This is a genomic window from Halobellus clavatus, from assembly GCF_900107195.1.
In the GTDB taxonomy this organism is placed as follows: Archaea; Halobacteriota; Halobacteria; order Halobacteriales; family Haloferacaceae; genus Haloquadratum; species Haloquadratum clavatum.
In genome coordinates this window covers 383,655-401,415 of record NZ_FNPB01000001.1, presented here as the reverse complement: position 1 = coordinate 401,415, position 17,761 = coordinate 383,655, and the positions used below count along the sequence as shown (strand labels likewise).

The window sequence follows — 17,761 nt, the reverse complement described above, 5'->3', positions numbered from 1 at the left end:
CGGCGGAATGACCGAACGGAAATAAAAAAGGATGCCGCTCTTGATCGCGGCTCGGGCCTGTCTCGCACGGGTCCACGTGTCGGTGTCGCTGCCGACGGATCCCACCGTCACCCGGCAGTTAGTTTTTGTCCGTGTAGCCGTAGGTTATCTTGGTATGGTTTGCTGTGGCAAGAAGAAGTCGCACGCGGAGCGCGGAGCAACAACCGGCGCTGCGGTCGGTGCAGCACTCGGCAGCCCGCTCGGCCCGTTCGGCGCGGGAATCGGGGCCGGGTTCGGCGGCGCGACGGGATACTTGGCGGGTCGAGTCCGCGACGATCTGCCCCCCTGAACAGGACGGCAGTGTTGCCGGACGGCGCCGGGAGGCGAGCGATCCGAAACCCTTTTTTATATACTGGGCTTCGGACGAACTGCGCGCCGCCTTAGCTCAGACTGGGAGAGCACTCGACTGAAGATCGAGCTGTCCCCGGTTCAAATCCGGGAGGCGGCATTTTCCTGCGACCGAAGTGAGCAGTGGAAATGCTCCCGAGTACGATTTGACCGAGGCCAGAAAGACGAGCGAAGCGAACATCTCTGGACGGAGTTCACCTTCCGAGAGGCGGCACCCTCCCGCCGGTCGGAGAGATTCGAGAATGTCGACGTCGTCCTGCAGTCCCCGTGTTCATCGTGCAAATTCAACCGGTCACCGGGGGACCCCATCACGACCAGTGTTCTGCGATACGTCTCCCGCCTCCAAGCGATAGAGCAGTGACAGCGCAGATCGACAGTTCGCCCCTGAGAGGTGATTTTACAGGGAGTCGTGTCGAGCGTCCTGTATGAACCGAACTCGGGAGCGGGTCGTCGAATGTCTTGAACGCCTCCAAATTCGAGGGCAATCGGAGTCAGTGCCCGAGCTCGAGTACGGCGACGCGTTCGTTTATGCGCAGGTCGAGGAGCGGTTCGATCTCCGGCGAGCGAGCTGGTCCCTCGAGGACGCACGCACCCGGTACGAGTGGGACGAGTTCCCGGCGATACGATACCAACCGACGGGTGTCGACGGGACCGTGTTCGTCTTCGATCGCGGGATATTCGTCTGTGCTGACGCCCCACGAGAGCGTGCCGCTGACGCCATCGAGGCCACGATCGACCAGTTGGTCGGATCGTTTGTCGAGCCGCAATCGGTCGACATCAGCGTCATCCCGCTCGTCGACGGAGACCACGGCAAATGGGACGAGTCGGCGTTCGCCGCCGGCCAGATGGACGTCGACAGGGCGTGGTGTCCCGACTGTGATCGGGTGTTACGCGGAACCGAACGCTACTGTCCGTCGTGTGGAATTGGCCTTCGAACCGAGTGACTGAAGCCGCGTGTGCTGACGCCCGTGGTGTCGCGCGGATAGGACCCGCGGCAGACGACTCCATCGCCGCAGTCACTCGGCGACCGTCCCCACACACCGGCCGGTCCGGTACGCCAGTCGGTGCGCGGTGCCCGGTGGCGGCTTTCGGGAGCTACTTGCTACGCAGTATCTCACGGTACTGGAGGACTGTGCTCCACCGTTCGAGCGACGGGGTCTCTCCGGCGGCGACGCCGGTTCTCCCCGCGGCGGGGGACGTGTACCGGGTGATCGAGACGCAGCGGGTCCCCTTGTTCGCGTCTCCGTCGAACAGACGGACAGACTCATTCCAGTCCAGCCCAAGGGTCGATATGCATTTCTTCTGGCACCAGCGCGACCTGCGAATCCCGGACAACAGGGGACTCGCCCTCGCGGCGAAGCACGGCCCGACGCTGCCAGTCTACGTCGTCGACACCGACCTGTTGACGCAGATCGGCACGCGACAACGCGCCTTTCTGCTGGACGGCGTTCGGAGCCTGAAACGGCGGTACCGCGAACTCGGATCGGATCTCCTCGTCCGTGCCGGAACGCCGGCCGAGGTGCTCGAAACGCTGGTCTCGGCGTACGACGCCGATCGGGTGTACTACAACCGCCACTACCGTCCGGCGCGCCGGAACCGCCAGCGGGCGGTCGACGACGCGGTCCCGACGGACGCCGTCACCGATCTGGTGTTGGTCGATCCGGAGCGGCTGGACGATCGATACTCAAGTCACGGTCAGTTCTACGACGACTGGCAGGACGAGCACAAGCTGACGCCGTTCGACGCCCCCGATTCGGAGCAACTGGTCGCACTCGACGACGACGCCGACCCGCCGGCTGTCTCGGCCGATATCGAGCTACCACCGGCGGGCTACCCGGCAGCGCGGGATCGGTACGATCAGTTCCTGACCGCCGGTATCGAGACCTACAACGACACTCGCGACGATATGCGCCGGGGCGTCGAACGACCGGTCGGTGCCGTGTCGCGACTCTCGCCGTATCTCGCAGGGGGAATGCTCGGGATCCGCGAGGTCTGGGCCGACGCGAGCGAGCGGTGGGACGCTGCCCGCGGCAGCGCACGGACGCATATCGACAAATTCCGGTACGAACTCTCCTGGCGGGAACAGAACTACCACCTGCTGTACCACAATCCGACGCTGCTCACGAAGAACTACAAGTCGTTCCCCAACGAGATTCCCTGGCGGACCGACGACGAGGCGTTCGCGGCCTGGACGCGCGGCGAGACCGGCTATCCCTTCGTCGACGCGGGGATGCGACAACTGAATCAAGAGGGTTACGTCCACAACCGACCGCGTCAGGTCGTCGCCTCGTTCCTGACCAAACACCTGTTACTCGACTGGCGGAAGGGAGCGCGCTACTTCCATCGACAGCTCATCGACCACGATCCGGCGAACAACTACGGCAACTGGCAGTGGATCGCTTCGACCGGCACCGACAGCGTCGACGTTCGGATCTTCGACCCCGTCTCCCAGATGTCGAAGTACGACGACGACGCGACCTACGTCACGGAGTACGTCCCCGAGCTGCGCGACGTGCCGGCGCATAAAATCGTCGACTGGCCGACGCTCTCCGAGGCGGAACGGGAGCGGCTGGCGCCCGAGTATGCGCACCCCATCGTGGACCGTAACGAGGGGTACGAACGGGCACAGCAGGCCTTCGAGCGTGCGCTCGGGAAACGGTAGTGTGGTAGTAGCGGCAGCCGCGGACCGTGCAATATTCGTGTGGTAGTAGCGGCAGCCGCGGATCGTGCGGGCTCCGTGGCGGACGAATGGGCCGCCGAGTCGACATCCCGGCGGAGCGGAATTCGTACCCGACTCACTCCGACACACAGCAGCGGCAACGTGGGCCGCGTCGGTGACGTCCCCGCTACTCCCGGATGACGTTCGATTCTAAGTCCCGCGGATAGAAGGTGAGGAAGTCGAGACCGTCTTCGGTGATCGCGACCGTGTCGGAGTGCCGATAGCCCTCGGTCTCGGTGTAGATCCCGGGCTCGATCGTGTACACGTGGCCGGGCTTCATCTCGCCATCAGCGCCCCGGTCGATGTACGGCGGCTCGTGCCCCCCGAGGCCGATGTTGTGGCCGACGTGGTGGCGCGCGAGGTCGGTGACGCCCTGCTCTTCGAAGTAGTCCCAGACGGCCTGATCGACGTGGCTGAGCGGGACTCCCGGCCCCATCGCGTCGAAGGCGACCTCCTGGGATTCGAGCATAATCTCGAAGTAGTGCTCCTGTTCGTCGCTGACCTCGCTCACGAACATCGTCCGTTCCAACTCGGAGTAGTAGCCGTCGAGGTTCGCGGTCGCACCCGTAATCAGGACGTCGCCCCGTTCCAGGCGGGCGTTGGGGGAGTGCCCGTGCGGAAGTGCCGTCTCCTCGGCGCTGATGTACCCGGCGTGGACGGGTCCCTCACCGCGCATCCGCACCGCGTACTCCGAGCCCAGCGCATCCAGCATCGCCCGGGAGGCGTCGGTCGACGCCCGCTGGCTCACCGTAATCGGATGTGCACCCGGCTCCGTGTAGTCGGCGAGATACCGGTGAGCGAGGTTCGACCACTTCGCAGACTCGCGAATCAGGTCGATCTCGACGTCGCTCTTGGCCTCTCGCATCTCGCCGACCCAGTCCTGGTCGTCGACGTCGACGAAGTCGCTGAGCGGCGGACCCTCGTAGCCCATCACGCCCGGTGCGCCGTCGGCATCCGCCAGCACGGACTCGACGCCGAGGCCGTCCAGCATCTCGGCGGCCGTCGAGATCGGCGCTCCGCCGGGGTAATCAAAGTAGCTGTGCACCGCGTCGATTCGGGTGTTCTCCTCGACTCGCTCGACCTCCAGTCGCGGAACGGTGATCTCGATCCGCTCGTCGGTCAGCGCGAGGACGACCGGGCGTTCAGTCTGGACGTGGTGGAAGCCGCTTACGTACTCGATACTGGTCGCGTCGAACCAGACGGCGGCGTCGGCCTCTTGCTCAGCGAGGTAGTCCCTGACCTGCTGGATCCGTAGCGCAAACTCCCGTTCGGGGACCTTCGTTGTCACGGTGAATCCAGAGGGGCAATTCACAATAAATCGACTGGTTCGCCTCCCTACTCACTGGAACGCTAAGAAATAGTCAGGGAGGCTGGCTCCACTGTATCTGCGTATCGATCGGGTCGACGACAGCGACGTTTAGTCGCCGGTGTAGCCGATGTTGTCGTCTGAGTCGCCGGTGTAGCCGATGTTGTCGTCGGAGTCGCCAGTGTAGCCGATGTTGTCGTCTGAGTCGCCGGTGTAGCCGATGTTATCGTCGGAGTCGCCAGTATAACCGATGTTGTCGTCGGAGTCGCCGGTGTAACCGATGTTGTCGTCGGCGTTAGCGTCGACGAGAGAACTGATTCGCTCGTCGTCCCCGCGGCGAACGGCCTCCCGCTCCGCGTCGTTCAGTTCGTACTCGTCGAACACGGATTCGGGATTAGCTTCCAGTTCGACACGCAGTTCGTCGTCGCGGACGACCTGGCGCATCAGTTCTGTCAGTCCAGACATACCAAGTGGTGGCGGGTCACACCACTTAAGCGTTTTCGGCGAACCGGGCGAATGTACACGACTCCTCGGCGGGGTCGCCCCGTCGCTGGTCCGTGGACCCCCGCTTGCTTCGGTGGGCGCGTCCCCCGCTGTCGGTCGGTGGCCGGTCCGTGCCGGAACGGTACTCATCCGCTTCGACGCGAGATTTATTACTCGCCCTCCGGAACGCATCACCGATGCCTTGGCCGAAGGAGTGTGGGAGATGGGCGTAGACGCCGCCGACGTGTATCGGATCGGGACCGGAATGGTCGGGACGCAACAACTCACCCGGGAGGCGTGGACGGCGCTCGAACGCGCTGCGGCCGTGTACGTCCAGAACCCGAACGAACTGGTCATCGAGTACTTTCGGGAGCAACTCGACGGCGACGTGCACTCCGTGGAAACGCTGTACCGCGAGGGCGAAGAGCGAATCGAGATCTACGACCGGATCGCCGACACGGTACTCGACAGGGCGGCCTCGAGCGACGCTCCCGTCGCGCTGGCGGTCTACGGCCACCCCTCGGTCGGTTCGAGCGCCGGGTCACTGCTGACGCAGAAAGCGGCCGAGCGCGAGATGACCGTCGAGACCATCCCCGGCGTCTCGTCGCTGGGGACGCTCTTTGTCGATCTCGGCATCGACCCGCTCGACGGGCTCCAGCTCCACGAGGCCACGAACCTCCTCATCCACGAGTACGAGATCGACGAACACGTCCCGCTGTTGCTCTATCAGGTCGGCGTCGTCGAGACGCGACTACAGACCTCCAAGGACAGCGACCCGAAGCGGTTCGAACGGCTGCGAACGTATCTCCAAGACTCCTACGGCTCGGACCACGAGGTCGTGTTCGTCCGCTCGGCGACGCAGCCCTTCGGCGAACCGAACCTCCGGCGCATCGAACTGGGCGCGATCGAATCGGTCGCCGACACCGTCACCACGCTGGACTCGCTGTACGTTCCGCCGATCGGGGCGAAACCGCCCGCGAACGAGACGCTGCTGGCGGCGGCCACCGCCGAAGACCACTTAGACCGGATCACCGACGAGGGGAACTGAGTGATGGATTGGATTCGTCTCACCACGGATGACTGCTGACGACGAGACGCCGGCGTTCGATTTCGAGCGAACGTTCGACCCCGACAACTACCTCCCGCTGTACGAAGACGGCGTCTACGAACTGACCGCCTCCGCGGCGGGAACGCTGAGTAACTCCAGAGCCGACGCCGAGCATATCGCCGAACTCCTCGACCTCTCGGGGGACGACCGCATCCTCGACCTCGCGTGCGGACACGGTCGCGTCGCGAACATCTTAGACGAGGCGGGCTACGACGTCCACGGGCTGGACGCGTCCCGCGGCCTCCTGGACGTCGCCCGCGAGGAGGCGACCACTCCCGAAGGACCCGCATACGTCCAGGGCGATATGCGACGGCTACCGTACGAAGCCGACCGGTTCGACGCCGTGTACAACATCTTCAACAGCTTCGGCTACTTCAGCGACGAGGAGAACGAGCAGGTGCTCTCGGAGATCGCTCGCGCCGTGAAGGACGACGGACGGGTGCTGATGGAAATCGTCGACCGCGACTTCGTCGTCCGGAACCTCTCCGGGAGTCGCGTGTACGCGGACGAGGACCTCGTCGTCGCCGACGAACTGACGTTCGAGCCGGAAACCGGCCGACAGATCACCGACCGGTTCCTCTGGCGCGACGGCGAGCGGGTGGACTTCCAGTACTTCCTCCGCCTCTACAACGTCACCGAGATCAGCGCCGTGTTAGAACGCAACGGCCTGCAGATCGCGCACCTCTACGGGGACCTGCGCGGCTCGGAGTACGATCTCGACACCCGGAGTATCTGTCTGATCGCGCGTCCGGAGTGACGCTCGTTCCGGGATCGCCAGTCGCCTGCGCCGCGGTTACGCTCGATCTCCGTTTCCTCGCCCGTCTGGGTCCGCCTCGTCGTCGCCCTCGTCTCCGTCGTCTCCGTCCTCGTCGTCGCTCCTGGAGAACAGCCAGTTGTACAGGACGAGGTAGTACTTCGCGAGGAACAGCGGCGCGTCCTGGAAGAAGTCGTGACCGTAGTAGTCGTAGTCGAACCGCTCTTCGTCCCGCAGGCGGTTCATGTGTGCACTGACGACGGAGATCGACTTGAGCGTCGACGTGACCCCGATGACGATGATGAGCCCCCCGACACCGCGCAGGACGGACCGCCAGGCTCTCGATGGGTCAATGAACTCGGTCCCGACGCCGATCGCGATGGCGATGATGCCGATGTAGAGCAGGACCGAGCCGTGACGGAGGATCGACCAACACGACTTGATCTCGACGTTGTTGTGGAGGACGCCCTTCTCGTGATCCGAGAGGAGGATGGCGCGGAACTCGTCCGAGGACGGGAGTTCCCGGCGGATCTGATCGTACTCTCCGAGGACCGTCTCGTAACTACTCATCATATTGACGCCCGAGAGCTTCTCGAAGTCGAGCGCGGGGGAGTCCCCGAACCCGCCGTAGAGCGCCATACTGCCGTAGGTGTACGACGACAGGAGTAGCGAGACCGAAATGAACCCCATCCCGATGGAGACGAACAGAATCGCGCTGACGAACAGCTCCCGTGCGGAGAAGATGACCGTCGCAATCCCGCCGAGAAAGACGAGATTCAACCGAATCATCTTGAACGACTCGTCGTTGATGTTCTCCGCGATGTCGAGTTGGCGATTGATGATTCGGCGGGTCTCGGTGAGCGACTCCTGAACGGTCGAATCCTCGAGCGAGATGGCCCAGGGGTCGTCGTCGCTCATCCCTACTCGGTCGGTCGGGTCGATGCTGTGGTCCAGTTCGTCTTTCATCGCGACACCCCTCCCGCCGAACGGGCCGCCCGCCACATCCCGCTCCCCGGTGCCCCGTGGCGTCCTCTCATATCTGTGAACTCCGCGCCGTGCCCGATCGCAGCGAGCCGCGTCGTCGACGGCGTTCGGGCTGCTGGCCTCGGCGTCGGCTGTCGAGCCGTTCTTGGCCCATCGATATAAACGGTGTGACCGGTCGAATCGCGAGACGGGCCCCCTCTCCCGTCGACGGTCACTGAGCGAATACGAACGGTATAGTAGTTCGAGGTCCAACCGGACGACGTATGAGTACGATCGACACCTACGACGACTTCCTCGGCCACGTCCGCCGGCTGACGAACGTCGGGAACGTCGAGGAGATGCTGTCGTGGGACCAGCAGGTGATGATGCCGGCCGGCGGGCAGCCGGCCCGCTCGAAGCAGCAGTCGACGCTGTCGTCGCTCGAACACGAACTGCTCACCGACGACGCGCTCGCGGCGTACCTCGACGACGCCGAGGGGGACGACCTCGACCCCGAACAGGAAGCCGTCGTCCGCGAGATCAGGCGCAAGCAGCGGCGCGCCGTGCGGGTCTCGAACGACCTCGTCGAGGACATCTCGGAGACGACGTCGAACGCCCTGGCCACGTGGGAGGACGCCAAGGCCGAGAGCGACTTCGACGCTTTCGCGCCGACGCTCGAACGGCTGGTGGAACTCAAGCGGGAGTACGCCCGCCAGATCGACCCCGACCGCGACCCCTACGAGGTGCTCTTCGAGGAGTACGAGCCGTATCTCGGCATCGACACCACCGAGCAGATCCTCGAACGACTCCGCGACGAACTGGTCCCGCTGATCGAGGAGATCGAAGCCAGCGACGTCGATCTCGCACAGCCCTTCGACGGGACCTACGAGGAGACGGCGCAGGAGGAACTGAACCGGGCGGTGCTCGACTCGCTCGGCTACGACTGGGACCGCGGGCGGCTCGACACGTCCTCGCACCCCTTCACGCTCGGCACGCAGTTCGACTGCCGGATCACGACCCGGTTCGACGAGTCTGATCCGCTGGACGCGTTGAGTTCGACGATCCACGAGTTCGGTCACGCGACGTACAACCTCGGGTTGCCCAAGGAAGACTACGGGACGCCGCTCGGCCAGGATCGCGATCTGGCAGTCCACGAGTCACAATCCCGGCTGTGGGAGAACCACGTCGGTCGATCGCAGGCGTTCTGGGACCTGATCTGGCCGCACGTCCAAGAGCACCTCGGCGTCGACGGCGACGCTCGGGCCGGCTTCGAGGCCGCAAACCAGATCTACCCGGACAACCGCATCCGCGTCGAGGCCGACGAGCTGACCTACCATATGCACATCATCCTCCGGTTCGAGATCGAGCGCGACCTCATCCGCGGCGATCTCGACGTCGAGGACGTGCCCGAGGTCTGGAACGACAAGATGGAGTCGTATCTCGGCGTGCGCCCCGAGAACGACGCGGAAGGCTGTCTGCAGGACATCCACTGGAGCCACGGCTACTTCGGGTACTTCCCGACGTACTCGCTGGGGAGCGTTCTCGCAGCCCAGCTCTACGCCACTGCCGAATCGGCACTCGACGGCCTCGAGGGACAGATCCGCGAGGGCGACTTCGACCCGCTGCACGATTGGCTCACCGAGCAGGTCTACCAGCACGGCCAGCGGTACACGACTCCGGAACTGATCCGCAAAGCGACGGGCGAGGCGTTCACGGCGGACTACTTCGTCGACTACGTCGAGACGAAGTTCGGCGACCTCTACGAACTGTAGCGGCCGGGTGCGACCGCCGGGCGGCGGCGTCAGAACCGGCCTCCCTGCCGACATATTCTCGTCGGCGGCGACGCAAAAGCGGATATGGCCGAAATGGAGTACGCCGAGGCGTATGGGACCCGCGTGCCGAAGATCGGACTCGGCACGTGGCAACTCACCGGCGAGGCGTGTTACGAGGCGGTCTCGACCGCACTGGAGTTGGGATATCGCCACATCGACACCGCCCAGTTGTACGAGAACGAGGCCGAGGTCGGCCGCGCCGTCGCGGACGCCGACGTGGACCGCGAGGAGTTGTTCGTGACGACCAAACTGAAGCCGGGGAACGCCCGCTACGACGACGTCCTCGATTCCACCGAGGCGAGCCTCGATCGACTCGGGACCGACTACGTCGATCTCCTGCTCCTCCACTGGCCGAACCCGCTGGTGTCGATCGGGGATACGATGGACGCGATGGACCGCCTCGTCGAGGACGGCCGCGTCGCGAACATCGGCGTCAGCAACTTCCCGCAGATCCTCCTCGAACGAGCGCGCGACGCCGCCGACGCGGACGTGCTGACGAATCAGGTTCAGTTTCACCCGTACAAGCCACAGCGTGGGATGCTCGGCCACTGTCAGGAGGAGGGGATGCTCCTCACCGGCTACAGTCCCCTGGCCCGCGGGACCGTCTTCGACGACGCCGATGTCCAGCGGATCGCCGAGTCGTACGACCGGACGCCGGCACAGGTGGCCCTGCGCTGGGCGACCCAGCATCGCAACGTCGTGGTCATCCCCAAATCTGCCGATCCGACGCACCTCGAACAGAACCTCGAGATCTTCGATTTCAAGCTCACCAGCGCCGAAGTCGATGCCCTCACCAAGCCGTCGCTGCTCAAATCGGGGGCGGCGATGCTCGACGGAATGGTGAGCGAACTCCGATCCTGACGGCCGCGGAATGGTCCTACTGACCGAGCGCGTCGACGCTGCGTGGCTTCTCGTCGCTGGCTGGACAGTCGCCGTCGTCGTCGCGTCCGCCGTCGATCCTTCGGGCGCCGCCGACACCGCCGGAGCGGTGCCCGTCCTCGGCGGCGGGCCACCGCTCGGCCTCCACGTCACCGTGTGGCTCCATCTGGGCGCGTACGCCGTCCTCGCGTGGCTCGTCGCGACCGCCACCGACGCCGACGACGTGTGGACGCTCGGACTCGCCGTCGCCGTCGCCTCGGTCGTCGGACTCACGGTCGAGGCGATGCAGGCCACGATCCCGGCGCGGACCGCCAGCGTCGGCGACGCCGTCGTGAACGCGGTCGGTGCCGGTCTCGGTGCCGCGTGGCGACGCGCTACCGATTCGTTCCGCCGCAGGCGACCCCGCAAGCGATGAGCGACCCGCCTGCCGGACGCGCAGTTTTTACCCGCCGAACGGGAAGCGACGAGAGATGTCGGTGACGACGCTCCACCGGCCGGCGCACCGTGACGCGCTCGGCCTGCTGGAATCCGCGTTCGGCGACGGCCGGATGGTGACGGTGTTCGGTCGGTGTCGCGTCGAGTACGACGGGCGTGCGTCGTCGAGCCTCGGCCCCGGCGACCGCCTCGTCGTCTGCAAGCCCGACGGAACGATCCTGGTCCACACCGACGAGAATCGCAAGCCGGTGAACTGGCAGCCGCCCGGGTGTACCCATCAGGCGAGCGTCCGCGACGGTCGGCTCCGGATCCGAAGCGAGCGCACGTCCCCGGACGAACGGCTCGACGTCGCCTTCGAGCGGCTCGAGCAGGTGTCGGCGTACGAGGTAACAGACCGGAGCGATCTGACCCTGACCGGGAGCGAGGAGGACCTTAGACAGCGAATCCTCGAGGACCCGAGTCTGGTGGAAGCCGGGTTCGAGCCGACGGCGACAGAGCGCGAGACCGCCGCCGGCCCGGTGGATCTGTTCGGCTCCGACGCCGCGGACCGGCCGGTCGTCGTCGAATTGAAGCGTCGCCGCGTCGGGCCGTCGGCGGCGAGCCAACTCACCCGGTACGTCGCTGCCGTCGACGAAGAGTTCCCCGAGGAGGGGGTTCGCGGCATCCTCGTCGCGCCGTCCGTGACCGACCGGACGGCGGCGATGCTGGACGAACGGGGTCTCGAATTCGTCGCGCTCGACCCAGTCGGCGACGGGGTGTCGGAGGGCGATTCCGATGTGGGCTCCGGTGACGACGCCGAACCGGAGTAAGTCGGCGGACAGTTCGAAGCGCTTTTAGGTCGTATGGGCGTTCTGTTTCACAAGTAACTATGTCCGACAAACCCGCCTCAATGTACCGGGAACTGTCGAAACCGTCCTACACGCGACGGGAGTACATCACGGGAATCCCCGGTTCGAAGATCGCACAGCACAATATGGGTAACCTCCAGACCGGTCCCCAGGACTACCCGGTCCAGATCAGCCTCCGCCTCGAAGAAGAGTGTCAGGTCCGGCACGGTTCGCTGGAGTCCGCGCGGCTGTCGGCGAACCGCGTGATGCTCAAAGAGGTCGGGCAGGAGAACTACAAGATGGTCCTCCGGAAGTTCCCCCACCAGGTCCTGCGCGAGAACAAGCAGGCGACCGGGGCGGGCGCGGACCGTGTCTCCGACGGGATGCGCCAGGCGTTCGGCAAACCGGTCGGCACCGCCGCGCGGGTCCAGGCGAACGAGCGCGTGTTCACCATCTACTGCGACCCCGAAGACGCCGACGTCGCGAAGGACGCACTGCGCCGTGCGTACAACAAGATGTCGCCGCCGTGCCGCGTCGAAGTCGAGAAGGGCGAGAAGCTCCTCATCTCGTAAGCGCCTGGCCGTCGCGACGGCCCAACACCCACGCTTTTTGCGCCGCCGGTCCCTTCCCGTAGCCGATGCTCAGACTCGCCGTGACGACGGCCGCGGAGACGTTCGAGCGGCTCCGCGATCCGCTCGCGGCCCGCGACATCGCCGTCGAACACCTGCAAGCGGACGAACGCGCCCTCGACCTCACCGAACCGCCCGCGCGCCGCTTCGACGTCGGGTTCGTCTATCCGAGCCGGCTGATGGCGGGCGGCGTCGTCGACGGCCGGCACGGGATCCCGTGGGTCAACGGCCGCGCCGCCGTCGCGACCTCTCGAAACAAGGCCGGCGTCATCGCTGCGCTCGCTCGTGCGGGTGTCCCCGTTCCCGACACACACGTCGTCTCGAATCCGGTCGACGACGACGCCGTCGCCGCGGCGGCGGACGACATCGGCTTCCCGCTCGTGGTCAAACCGAACTCGACGACCCGGGGCATCGGCGTCGCGAAGGCTACCGATCTCGACTCGCTCCTCGGGATCGTCGACTACCTGAACCTCGTCCACGACTACCGCGCGACCGGCGACAAGTCGTACCTGCTGCAGGAGTACCTCCCCGCCGCCAGCGACTACCGGATAATGGTCCTCGACGGCGCCGTCGTCGGCGCTGTCGAGCGCCGCCTCCCGGACGACGCACGCGAAGCGGGACGCTGGAAACACAACGTCCACCGGGGAGCGGAGGCGGTGGGTGTCGACGTACCGGCGGAGCTCCGGACGGTGGCCGTCGAGGCTGCAAACGTGCTCGACATCGCGTATCTCGGCGTCGACGTGCTCGTCGCTGACGGGCGTGCAGTCGTCTCAGAGACCAACGCGCGCCCCACTGTCGACGACGGAAAGTACGACGCCGACTTCTGGGACCGACTGGCGGACCTGATCAGACGAACGAGCGAGGAAACCGCGTGACGACGAGTCATATCGATTACTCTCACTTTTTACCGCCGAGAGCCACCCCTGTTGACGGCGCTCGGTGGTACGAGACGAGAGTAATCGATATCAGTCCAGGTCGATCGACGCCGACTCGTCGAGTTTCTCGAGGGTGACCTGCAGGATCCCGTTGTTGAACGAGGCGCTGGCGCTGTGTTCGTCGACGCGGGTCGGGAGGCGGATCCGCTCGTCGTACTCGCGGCGCGGGCCGCCGGCAGAGATCGTAAGTACTTCGCCGTCGCACTGGAGTTCGACGGCGTCTTTCGAGACGCCCGGGAGATCGGCGACCAGTCGGAGTTCATCGCCCTCGTCGTAGATGTCGACGTGGGTCTCGGAGGCGAAGCCGCTGGCATCGCTACCGGTCATTTCGTCCATCATCCGTTCGATCCCGTCGAAAAAGTCGTCAAACGGGTCGTCACGGTCGTCTCTCATCACACGCTAGTTGGGCGGTTCCGATGAAAAGCCTTCTCCCCGCGGCGGGATCGGCCGGCCGACGGCTGTACGCGAGTGGGGGACCGCCCGTCTCGGTGTGTGCCGCGTCCCGGTCTGTGTCGCGTCTCGGGCCGTCCCGCTTCGGTGTGCGTCGCGTCCCAGTATGTGCCGCGTCCCAGTATGTGCCGCGTCCCAGTATGTGCCGCGTCCCAGTATGTGCCGCGTCCCGGTCTGTATTGCGTCCCAGTGTGTGTCGCGTCCCAGTGTGCGTCGATGGTCCGGAGTGATCGAAGCTGATCGATCGCCCCGCGAACGCTCCCGCTCTCGACTTCGGAGAGTCGGGTGTCTCAGGACTTCTTTATCCACACTTCGGCCGATTCACGGCCCACAGCGGGACATAGGGTTTGAAGTAGCAGGAGCGAGTGAACTCGGATATGAGTGAAAAATCCGAGACGAACGCCGGGGCGGCGGTGGACGCGCCGGTACGCGTGGCCCTGAACGGGTTCGGGCGGATCGGGCGCAACGTCCTCCGTGCCGTCCGCGAGGACCCCCGGGTCGAACTGGTGGGTATCAACGACGTGATGGACTTCGAGGATATGGCGTATCTCGCGAAGTACGACACGGTGATGGGCCGCCTGGACGGCATCGGCCGCGACGGCGACACGCTGCTCGTCGGCGACAGTTCTGTGCCGCTGTTCAACGTCCAGAACCCCACTGAACTCCCCTGGGACGACCTCGACGTCGACGTCACGCTCGAGTGTACCGGTATCTTCCGCACGTACGACGACGCCGCCGCTCATCTCGAAGCGGGCGCGGAGAAGGTCGTCATCTCCGCCCCACCGAAAGGCGACAAGCCGGTGAAGCAACTGGTCTACGGCGTCAATCACGACGAGTACGACGGCGAGGACGTCGTCTCGAACGCCTCCTGTACCACGAACTCGGTGAGCCCCGTCGCGAAGGTCCTCGACGAGGAGTTCGGCATCGAGAGCGGCCTCCTCACCACGGTCCACGCCTACACCGGCAGTCAGAACCTCGTCGACGGCCCGATGGCGAAGACGCGCCGGGGTCGCGGCGCTGCCGAGAACATCGTGCCGACCTCCACCGGCGCGGCGAAGGCGACCACCCAGATCCTCCCCCAACTGGCGGGTAAACTCGACGGGATGGCCATCCGCGTCCCGGTCCCGAACGGATCGATCACCGAACTGGTCGTCGACCTCGAGGCGGCGCCCTCGGTCGAGCAGCTCAACGCCGCCTTCCGCGACGCCGCCGACTCGGGCCCGCTCGCGGGCGTCCTCGGCTACACCGACGACGAAGTCGTCTCCTCTGACATCCTTGGGCTGCCGTTCTCCTCGATGGTCGATCTCAACTCCACGAACCAGGTCAACGACGGCGGTCTCTACAAGATCCTGACGTGGTACGACAACGAGTACGGCTTCTCGAATCGGATGCTCGACGTCGCCCACTTCCTCACGTACGGCTGAGCCACGTGGGATTCGACCGGATCCCATGGGGCCCCGACCCGGTCCGGTCTGACCGCGGCCCGAGCCGGTTTGCCCCGTTCGATCCGATCCGCCCCGCCCCAGTTCGACTTTACCCGCTCCGACCCGACTCGACCACCACTAAGTGACGCCCACACGACTCTCCACACGAACCCCAATGTCCACGTCAACAGCCACGTTCGACACGCTCGACGACCTCGACGACGGCCAGCGCGTCCTCGTCCGCCTCGATCTGAACTCTCCGATCGAGGACGGCGAACCGCAGGACAACCGCCGCTTCGAGCGACACGCCCAGACCGTTCGCGAACTCGCCGACGCCGGCCACCGAATCGCCCTCCTCGCACACCAGGGACGCCCCGGACGGGAGGACTTCACCTCACTCGCCGGCCACGCGGAAATCCTCGCTTCTTACCTGGATCACGACGTCGTCTTCGTCGAGGATATCTATGGCGAGACGGCCACCGACGCCATCGAAGCGCTCGACGCGGGCGAGGTGCTCCTCTTAGAGAACACGCGGATGTGCGACGACGAACTGCCCGAGGAAGCGCCCGAAACCAAGGCCGAAACCGAGTTCGTCCAGTCGCTCGCGCCGCACTTCGACGCCTACGTGAACGACGCGTACTCGGCCGCACACCGCTCGCACGCCTCGCTCGTCGGGTTCCCGCTCGTCGTCCCCGCGTACGCCGGCCGCGTGATGGAGACCGAGTACGAGGCCAACACCGCCATCGCGAACAAGTCGTTCGACGGCCGGGTGACGATGGTCGTCGGCGGCACCAAGGCGACCGACGTGATCGACGTGATGAACACCCTCGGAGAGACGGTCGACGACTTCCTCCTCGGCGGCATCGCCGGCGAACTGTTCCTCCGGGCTGACGGCGCGCCGGTCGGCTTCGATCTCGACCCCGAACAGGATCTCTATGACTCTCAGTGGGAGGCCAACCACGAACTCATCGAGGAGATGCTCGACGAGCGTCGCGAGCAGATCACGCTGGCGACCGACCTGGCGTCCGACGACGACGGCGAGCGCGCCGAGGAATCTGTCGCCGACATCGACGAGAAGACCGTCTCCTACCTCGACGTCGGCACCGATACCGCCGAGTCCTACGCCGAGGTCGTTCGCGACTCCGAGGCCGTCTTCGTGAAGGGCGCACTCGGTGTCTTCGAGGAGGAACCGTTCTCGGTCGGGACCGTCCGCGTGCTGGAAGCCATCGCCGAGACGGACTGCTTCTCGGTCGTCGGCGGCGGCGACACCTCGCGCGCCATCGAGATGTACGGGATGGACGAAGCCGACTTCGATCACGTCTCGATCGCCGGCGGCGCGTACATCAGGGCGCTGACCGGTCAGCCGCTCGCCGGCGTCGAGGCGTTGAAGCGCTCCTGAGTCGCCGATCAGTCACGTCGGCTGCTCTGTCGAAGACCTGAAGCGGCCGCCCGCCGAATTCGACGCTATGCTCGTCGGTTGCTGTTCTGACACCCACGACAACCTCGATCTGGCACGATCCGCGGTCGAGACCTTCGAAGACCGGGGCGTCGACGCGGTGATCCACTGCGGCGACGTGGTCGCGCCGTTCACCGCCTCGGTCTTCGACGCCGACTTCGCATTCCACGCCGTCCGCGGGAACAACGACGGTGAGTGGGCGCTAGCGGAGACCATCGAGGCGTTCGGTACGCATCACGGCGAGAGTGCACACCTGACGTTCGACGGCGTCGACGTCGGGGTCTACCACGGGACGAGCGAACAGCTCGTCGACGCCCTCCTCGCGTCGGGCGCGTACGACTACGTCGTCCGCGGCCACACTCACGAGCGGACCCACGAGGAGCGCGACGGGACCGTCCACCTCAACCCCGGTGGCCTCCCCTTCCCCGGGGCGGACGACGCGTACCACGTCGCGATCCTCGATACGGACGCCGAGACCGTCGAATTCGTCGATCTCTCGGGCTAACGGCGCGGCGATTCACGACCCCGGGAGGATGTCGCCGAGCGCGCCGCCGACGCTCATCGGCACGAACGCGACGACGACGTCCGCGAACGCCAAGACGGGCGTCGCCCAGTCGACACGGCCCCACGCGGTCATCACCACGGCCGCGGTGAGAAACGCGACGCCGAGGACGCCCACGAGCCGTCGCGGGAGGACGCCGAAGAGCGGTTCGTGGACGCGGACGTCCTGAATGTCGGCGACGTAGAGGATGCCGACCACGAGGCCGATCGCGGCGATGACCGTCCCCACGAGCGAGACCGGATGTGCGGCGAGAAAGTGCCCGACTTCGTTCGTGCCGCCCTCGACGAACATCGGAACCCCGAACAGCACCGACCCGAGGAACGCCTCCGCGAGGTCGCCGCGGTCGTACCCGTGGATGATGCGGCCGAACACGGCGGTCTCGTTGGCGGCTGCGACGGCCGCGCGACGGGCGGAGCGAACGCGCTCGCGTTCGTCGGGGGAGTCGACGGTTTCGGCGAGCGCGTCGAACTCCGCGAGCAGTCGCTCCATCTCGTCGGTCGATCCCTCACTCCCGTCCGGCCCGATGCGCACCTCAGAATCGTCCGCGGCGGCCGAGCGATCGTCGGTCATACTCCCGACCACGACTGGGGTAGTGATAAACGTCGGTCGGCC

The 17,761-nt window shown here is 65.7% G+C and carries 19 protein-coding genes and 1 tRNA gene; 15 read left to right on the top strand and 5 right to left on the bottom strand.

Annotation, left to right across the window (positions count from 1 at the left end; translation table 11 throughout):
• Nucleotides 1–31: 31 nt before the first annotated feature.
• From BLU74_RS19560 to BLU74_RS01985, 4 genes are all read left to right on the top strand, one after another.
• Nucleotides 32–328, top strand: a complete 297-nt coding sequence (locus BLU74_RS19560; RefSeq protein ID WP_394327856.1) for a glycine zipper domain-containing protein — start codon at nucleotides 32–34, stop codon at nucleotides 326–328.
• 85 nt (nucleotides 329–413) lie between these two features.
• Nucleotides 414–487 (top strand) — tRNA-Phe (locus BLU74_RS01995).
• Between the two features lie 325 nt (nucleotides 488–812).
• A complete protein-coding gene (locus BLU74_RS01990) occupies nucleotides 813–1,331 on the top strand; it encodes a hypothetical protein (RefSeq protein ID WP_139175581.1) in 519 nt (172 codons plus the stop codon).
• Between the two features lie 347 nt (nucleotides 1,332–1,678).
• A complete protein-coding gene (locus BLU74_RS01985) occupies nucleotides 1,679–3,049 on the top strand; it encodes a cryptochrome/photolyase family protein (RefSeq protein ID WP_089764568.1) in 1,371 nt (456 codons plus the stop codon).
• A 184-nt stretch (nucleotides 3,050–3,233) separates the two neighbouring features.
• Here the strand turns inward: BLU74_RS01985 and BLU74_RS01980 are convergent, their stop codons facing one another.
• Nucleotides 3,234–4,394 (bottom strand): M24 family metallopeptidase, encoded by a 1,161-nt coding sequence (locus tag BLU74_RS01980; protein ID WP_089764566.1) that lies wholly within the window; start codon nucleotides 4,392–4,394, stop codon nucleotides 3,234–3,236.
• Between the two features lie 129 nt (nucleotides 4,395–4,523).
• Entirely contained in the window at nucleotides 4,524–4,877 is a 354-nt protein-coding gene (locus BLU74_RS18740; protein WP_175454533.1) for a hypothetical protein, read from the bottom strand.
• A gap of 241 nt (nucleotides 4,878–5,118) precedes the next feature.
• Between BLU74_RS18740 and BLU74_RS01970 the strand changes: the two genes are divergently transcribed.
• Complete coding sequence (locus BLU74_RS01970) at nucleotides 5,119–5,943, top strand: SAM-dependent methyltransferase (protein WP_175454532.1); 825 nt, start codon at nucleotides 5,119–5,121, stop codon at nucleotides 5,941–5,943.
• Between the two features lie 28 nt (nucleotides 5,944–5,971).
• Nucleotides 5,972–6,760, top strand: a complete 789-nt coding sequence (locus tag BLU74_RS01965; protein WP_089764560.1) for a class I SAM-dependent methyltransferase — start codon at nucleotides 5,972–5,974, stop codon at nucleotides 6,758–6,760.
• A 36-nt stretch (nucleotides 6,761–6,796) separates the two neighbouring features.
• On the opposite strand, the gene BLU74_RS01960 is transcribed toward BLU74_RS01965, so the two are convergent.
• Complete coding sequence (locus BLU74_RS01960) at nucleotides 6,797–7,723, bottom strand: hypothetical protein (protein ID WP_089764558.1); 927 nt, start codon at nucleotides 7,721–7,723, stop codon at nucleotides 6,797–6,799.
• Between the two features lie 281 nt (nucleotides 7,724–8,004).
• Here BLU74_RS01960 and BLU74_RS01955 point away from each other — a divergent pair, with 281 nt between their 5' ends.
• The 6 genes from BLU74_RS01955 to BLU74_RS01930 all read left to right on the top strand — a co-directional run bounded on the left by BLU74_RS01955 (nucleotide 8,005) and on the right by BLU74_RS01930 (nucleotide 13,197).
• Complete coding sequence (locus BLU74_RS01955) at nucleotides 8,005–9,492, top strand: carboxypeptidase M32 (RefSeq protein WP_089764556.1); 1,488 nt, start codon at nucleotides 8,005–8,007, stop codon at nucleotides 9,490–9,492.
• A 93-nt stretch (nucleotides 9,493–9,585) separates the two neighbouring features.
• Nucleotides 9,586–10,413, top strand: coding sequence for an aldo/keto reductase (locus BLU74_RS01950; RefSeq protein WP_089765238.1), 828 nt, complete (start codon nucleotides 9,586–9,588; stop codon nucleotides 10,411–10,413).
• 10 nt (nucleotides 10,414–10,423) lie between these two features.
• Nucleotides 10,424–10,846: a VanZ family protein gene (locus BLU74_RS01945; RefSeq protein ID WP_089764553.1), complete on the top strand. Its 423-nt coding sequence runs from the start codon at nucleotides 10,424–10,426 to the stop codon at nucleotides 10,844–10,846.
• A gap of 55 nt (nucleotides 10,847–10,901) precedes the next feature.
• Nucleotides 10,902–11,675 (top strand): endonuclease NucS, encoded by a 774-nt coding sequence (gene nucS / locus BLU74_RS01940; protein WP_089764551.1) that lies wholly within the window; start codon nucleotides 10,902–10,904, stop codon nucleotides 11,673–11,675.
• Between the two features lie 59 nt (nucleotides 11,676–11,734).
• On the top strand, nucleotides 11,735–12,265 hold the full coding sequence (locus BLU74_RS01935) for a 50S ribosomal protein L16 (RefSeq protein ID WP_089764549.1): 531 nt from the start codon (nucleotides 11,735–11,737) through the stop codon (nucleotides 12,263–12,265).
• A gap of 65 nt (nucleotides 12,266–12,330) precedes the next feature.
• Nucleotides 12,331–13,197, top strand: a complete 867-nt coding sequence (locus BLU74_RS01930) for an ATP-grasp domain-containing protein (RefSeq protein WP_089764547.1) — start codon at nucleotides 12,331–12,333, stop codon at nucleotides 13,195–13,197.
• A gap of 90 nt (nucleotides 13,198–13,287) precedes the next feature.
• Here BLU74_RS01930 and BLU74_RS01925 read toward each other — a convergent pair whose 3' ends face one another.
• A complete protein-coding gene (locus BLU74_RS01925; RefSeq protein WP_089764545.1) occupies nucleotides 13,288–13,653 on the bottom strand; it encodes an Hsp20/alpha crystallin family protein in 366 nt (121 codons plus the stop codon).
• A gap of 431 nt (nucleotides 13,654–14,084) precedes the next feature.
• Between BLU74_RS01925 and gap the strand changes: the two genes are divergently transcribed.
• The 3 genes from gap to BLU74_RS01910 all read left to right on the top strand — a co-directional run bounded on the left by gap (nucleotide 14,085) and on the right by BLU74_RS01910 (nucleotide 17,092).
• A complete protein-coding gene (gene gap, locus BLU74_RS01920) occupies nucleotides 14,085–15,131 on the top strand; it encodes a type I glyceraldehyde-3-phosphate dehydrogenase (RefSeq protein WP_089764543.1) in 1,047 nt (348 codons plus the stop codon).
• Nucleotides 15,132–15,306: 175 nt separating this feature from the next.
• Complete coding sequence (locus tag BLU74_RS01915; RefSeq protein ID WP_089764540.1) at nucleotides 15,307–16,530, top strand: phosphoglycerate kinase; 1,224 nt, start codon at nucleotides 15,307–15,309, stop codon at nucleotides 16,528–16,530.
• A 67-nt stretch (nucleotides 16,531–16,597) separates the two neighbouring features.
• A complete protein-coding gene (locus BLU74_RS01910; protein WP_089764538.1) occupies nucleotides 16,598–17,092 on the top strand; it encodes a metallophosphoesterase in 495 nt (164 codons plus the stop codon).
• Between the two features lie 12 nt (nucleotides 17,093–17,104).
• Here BLU74_RS01910 and BLU74_RS01905 read toward each other — a convergent pair whose 3' ends face one another.
• Entirely contained in the window at nucleotides 17,105–17,719 is a 615-nt protein-coding gene (locus BLU74_RS01905; protein ID WP_217635323.1) for a DUF2391 family protein, read from the bottom strand.
• Between the last annotated feature and the right edge of the window lie 42 nt (nucleotides 17,720–17,761).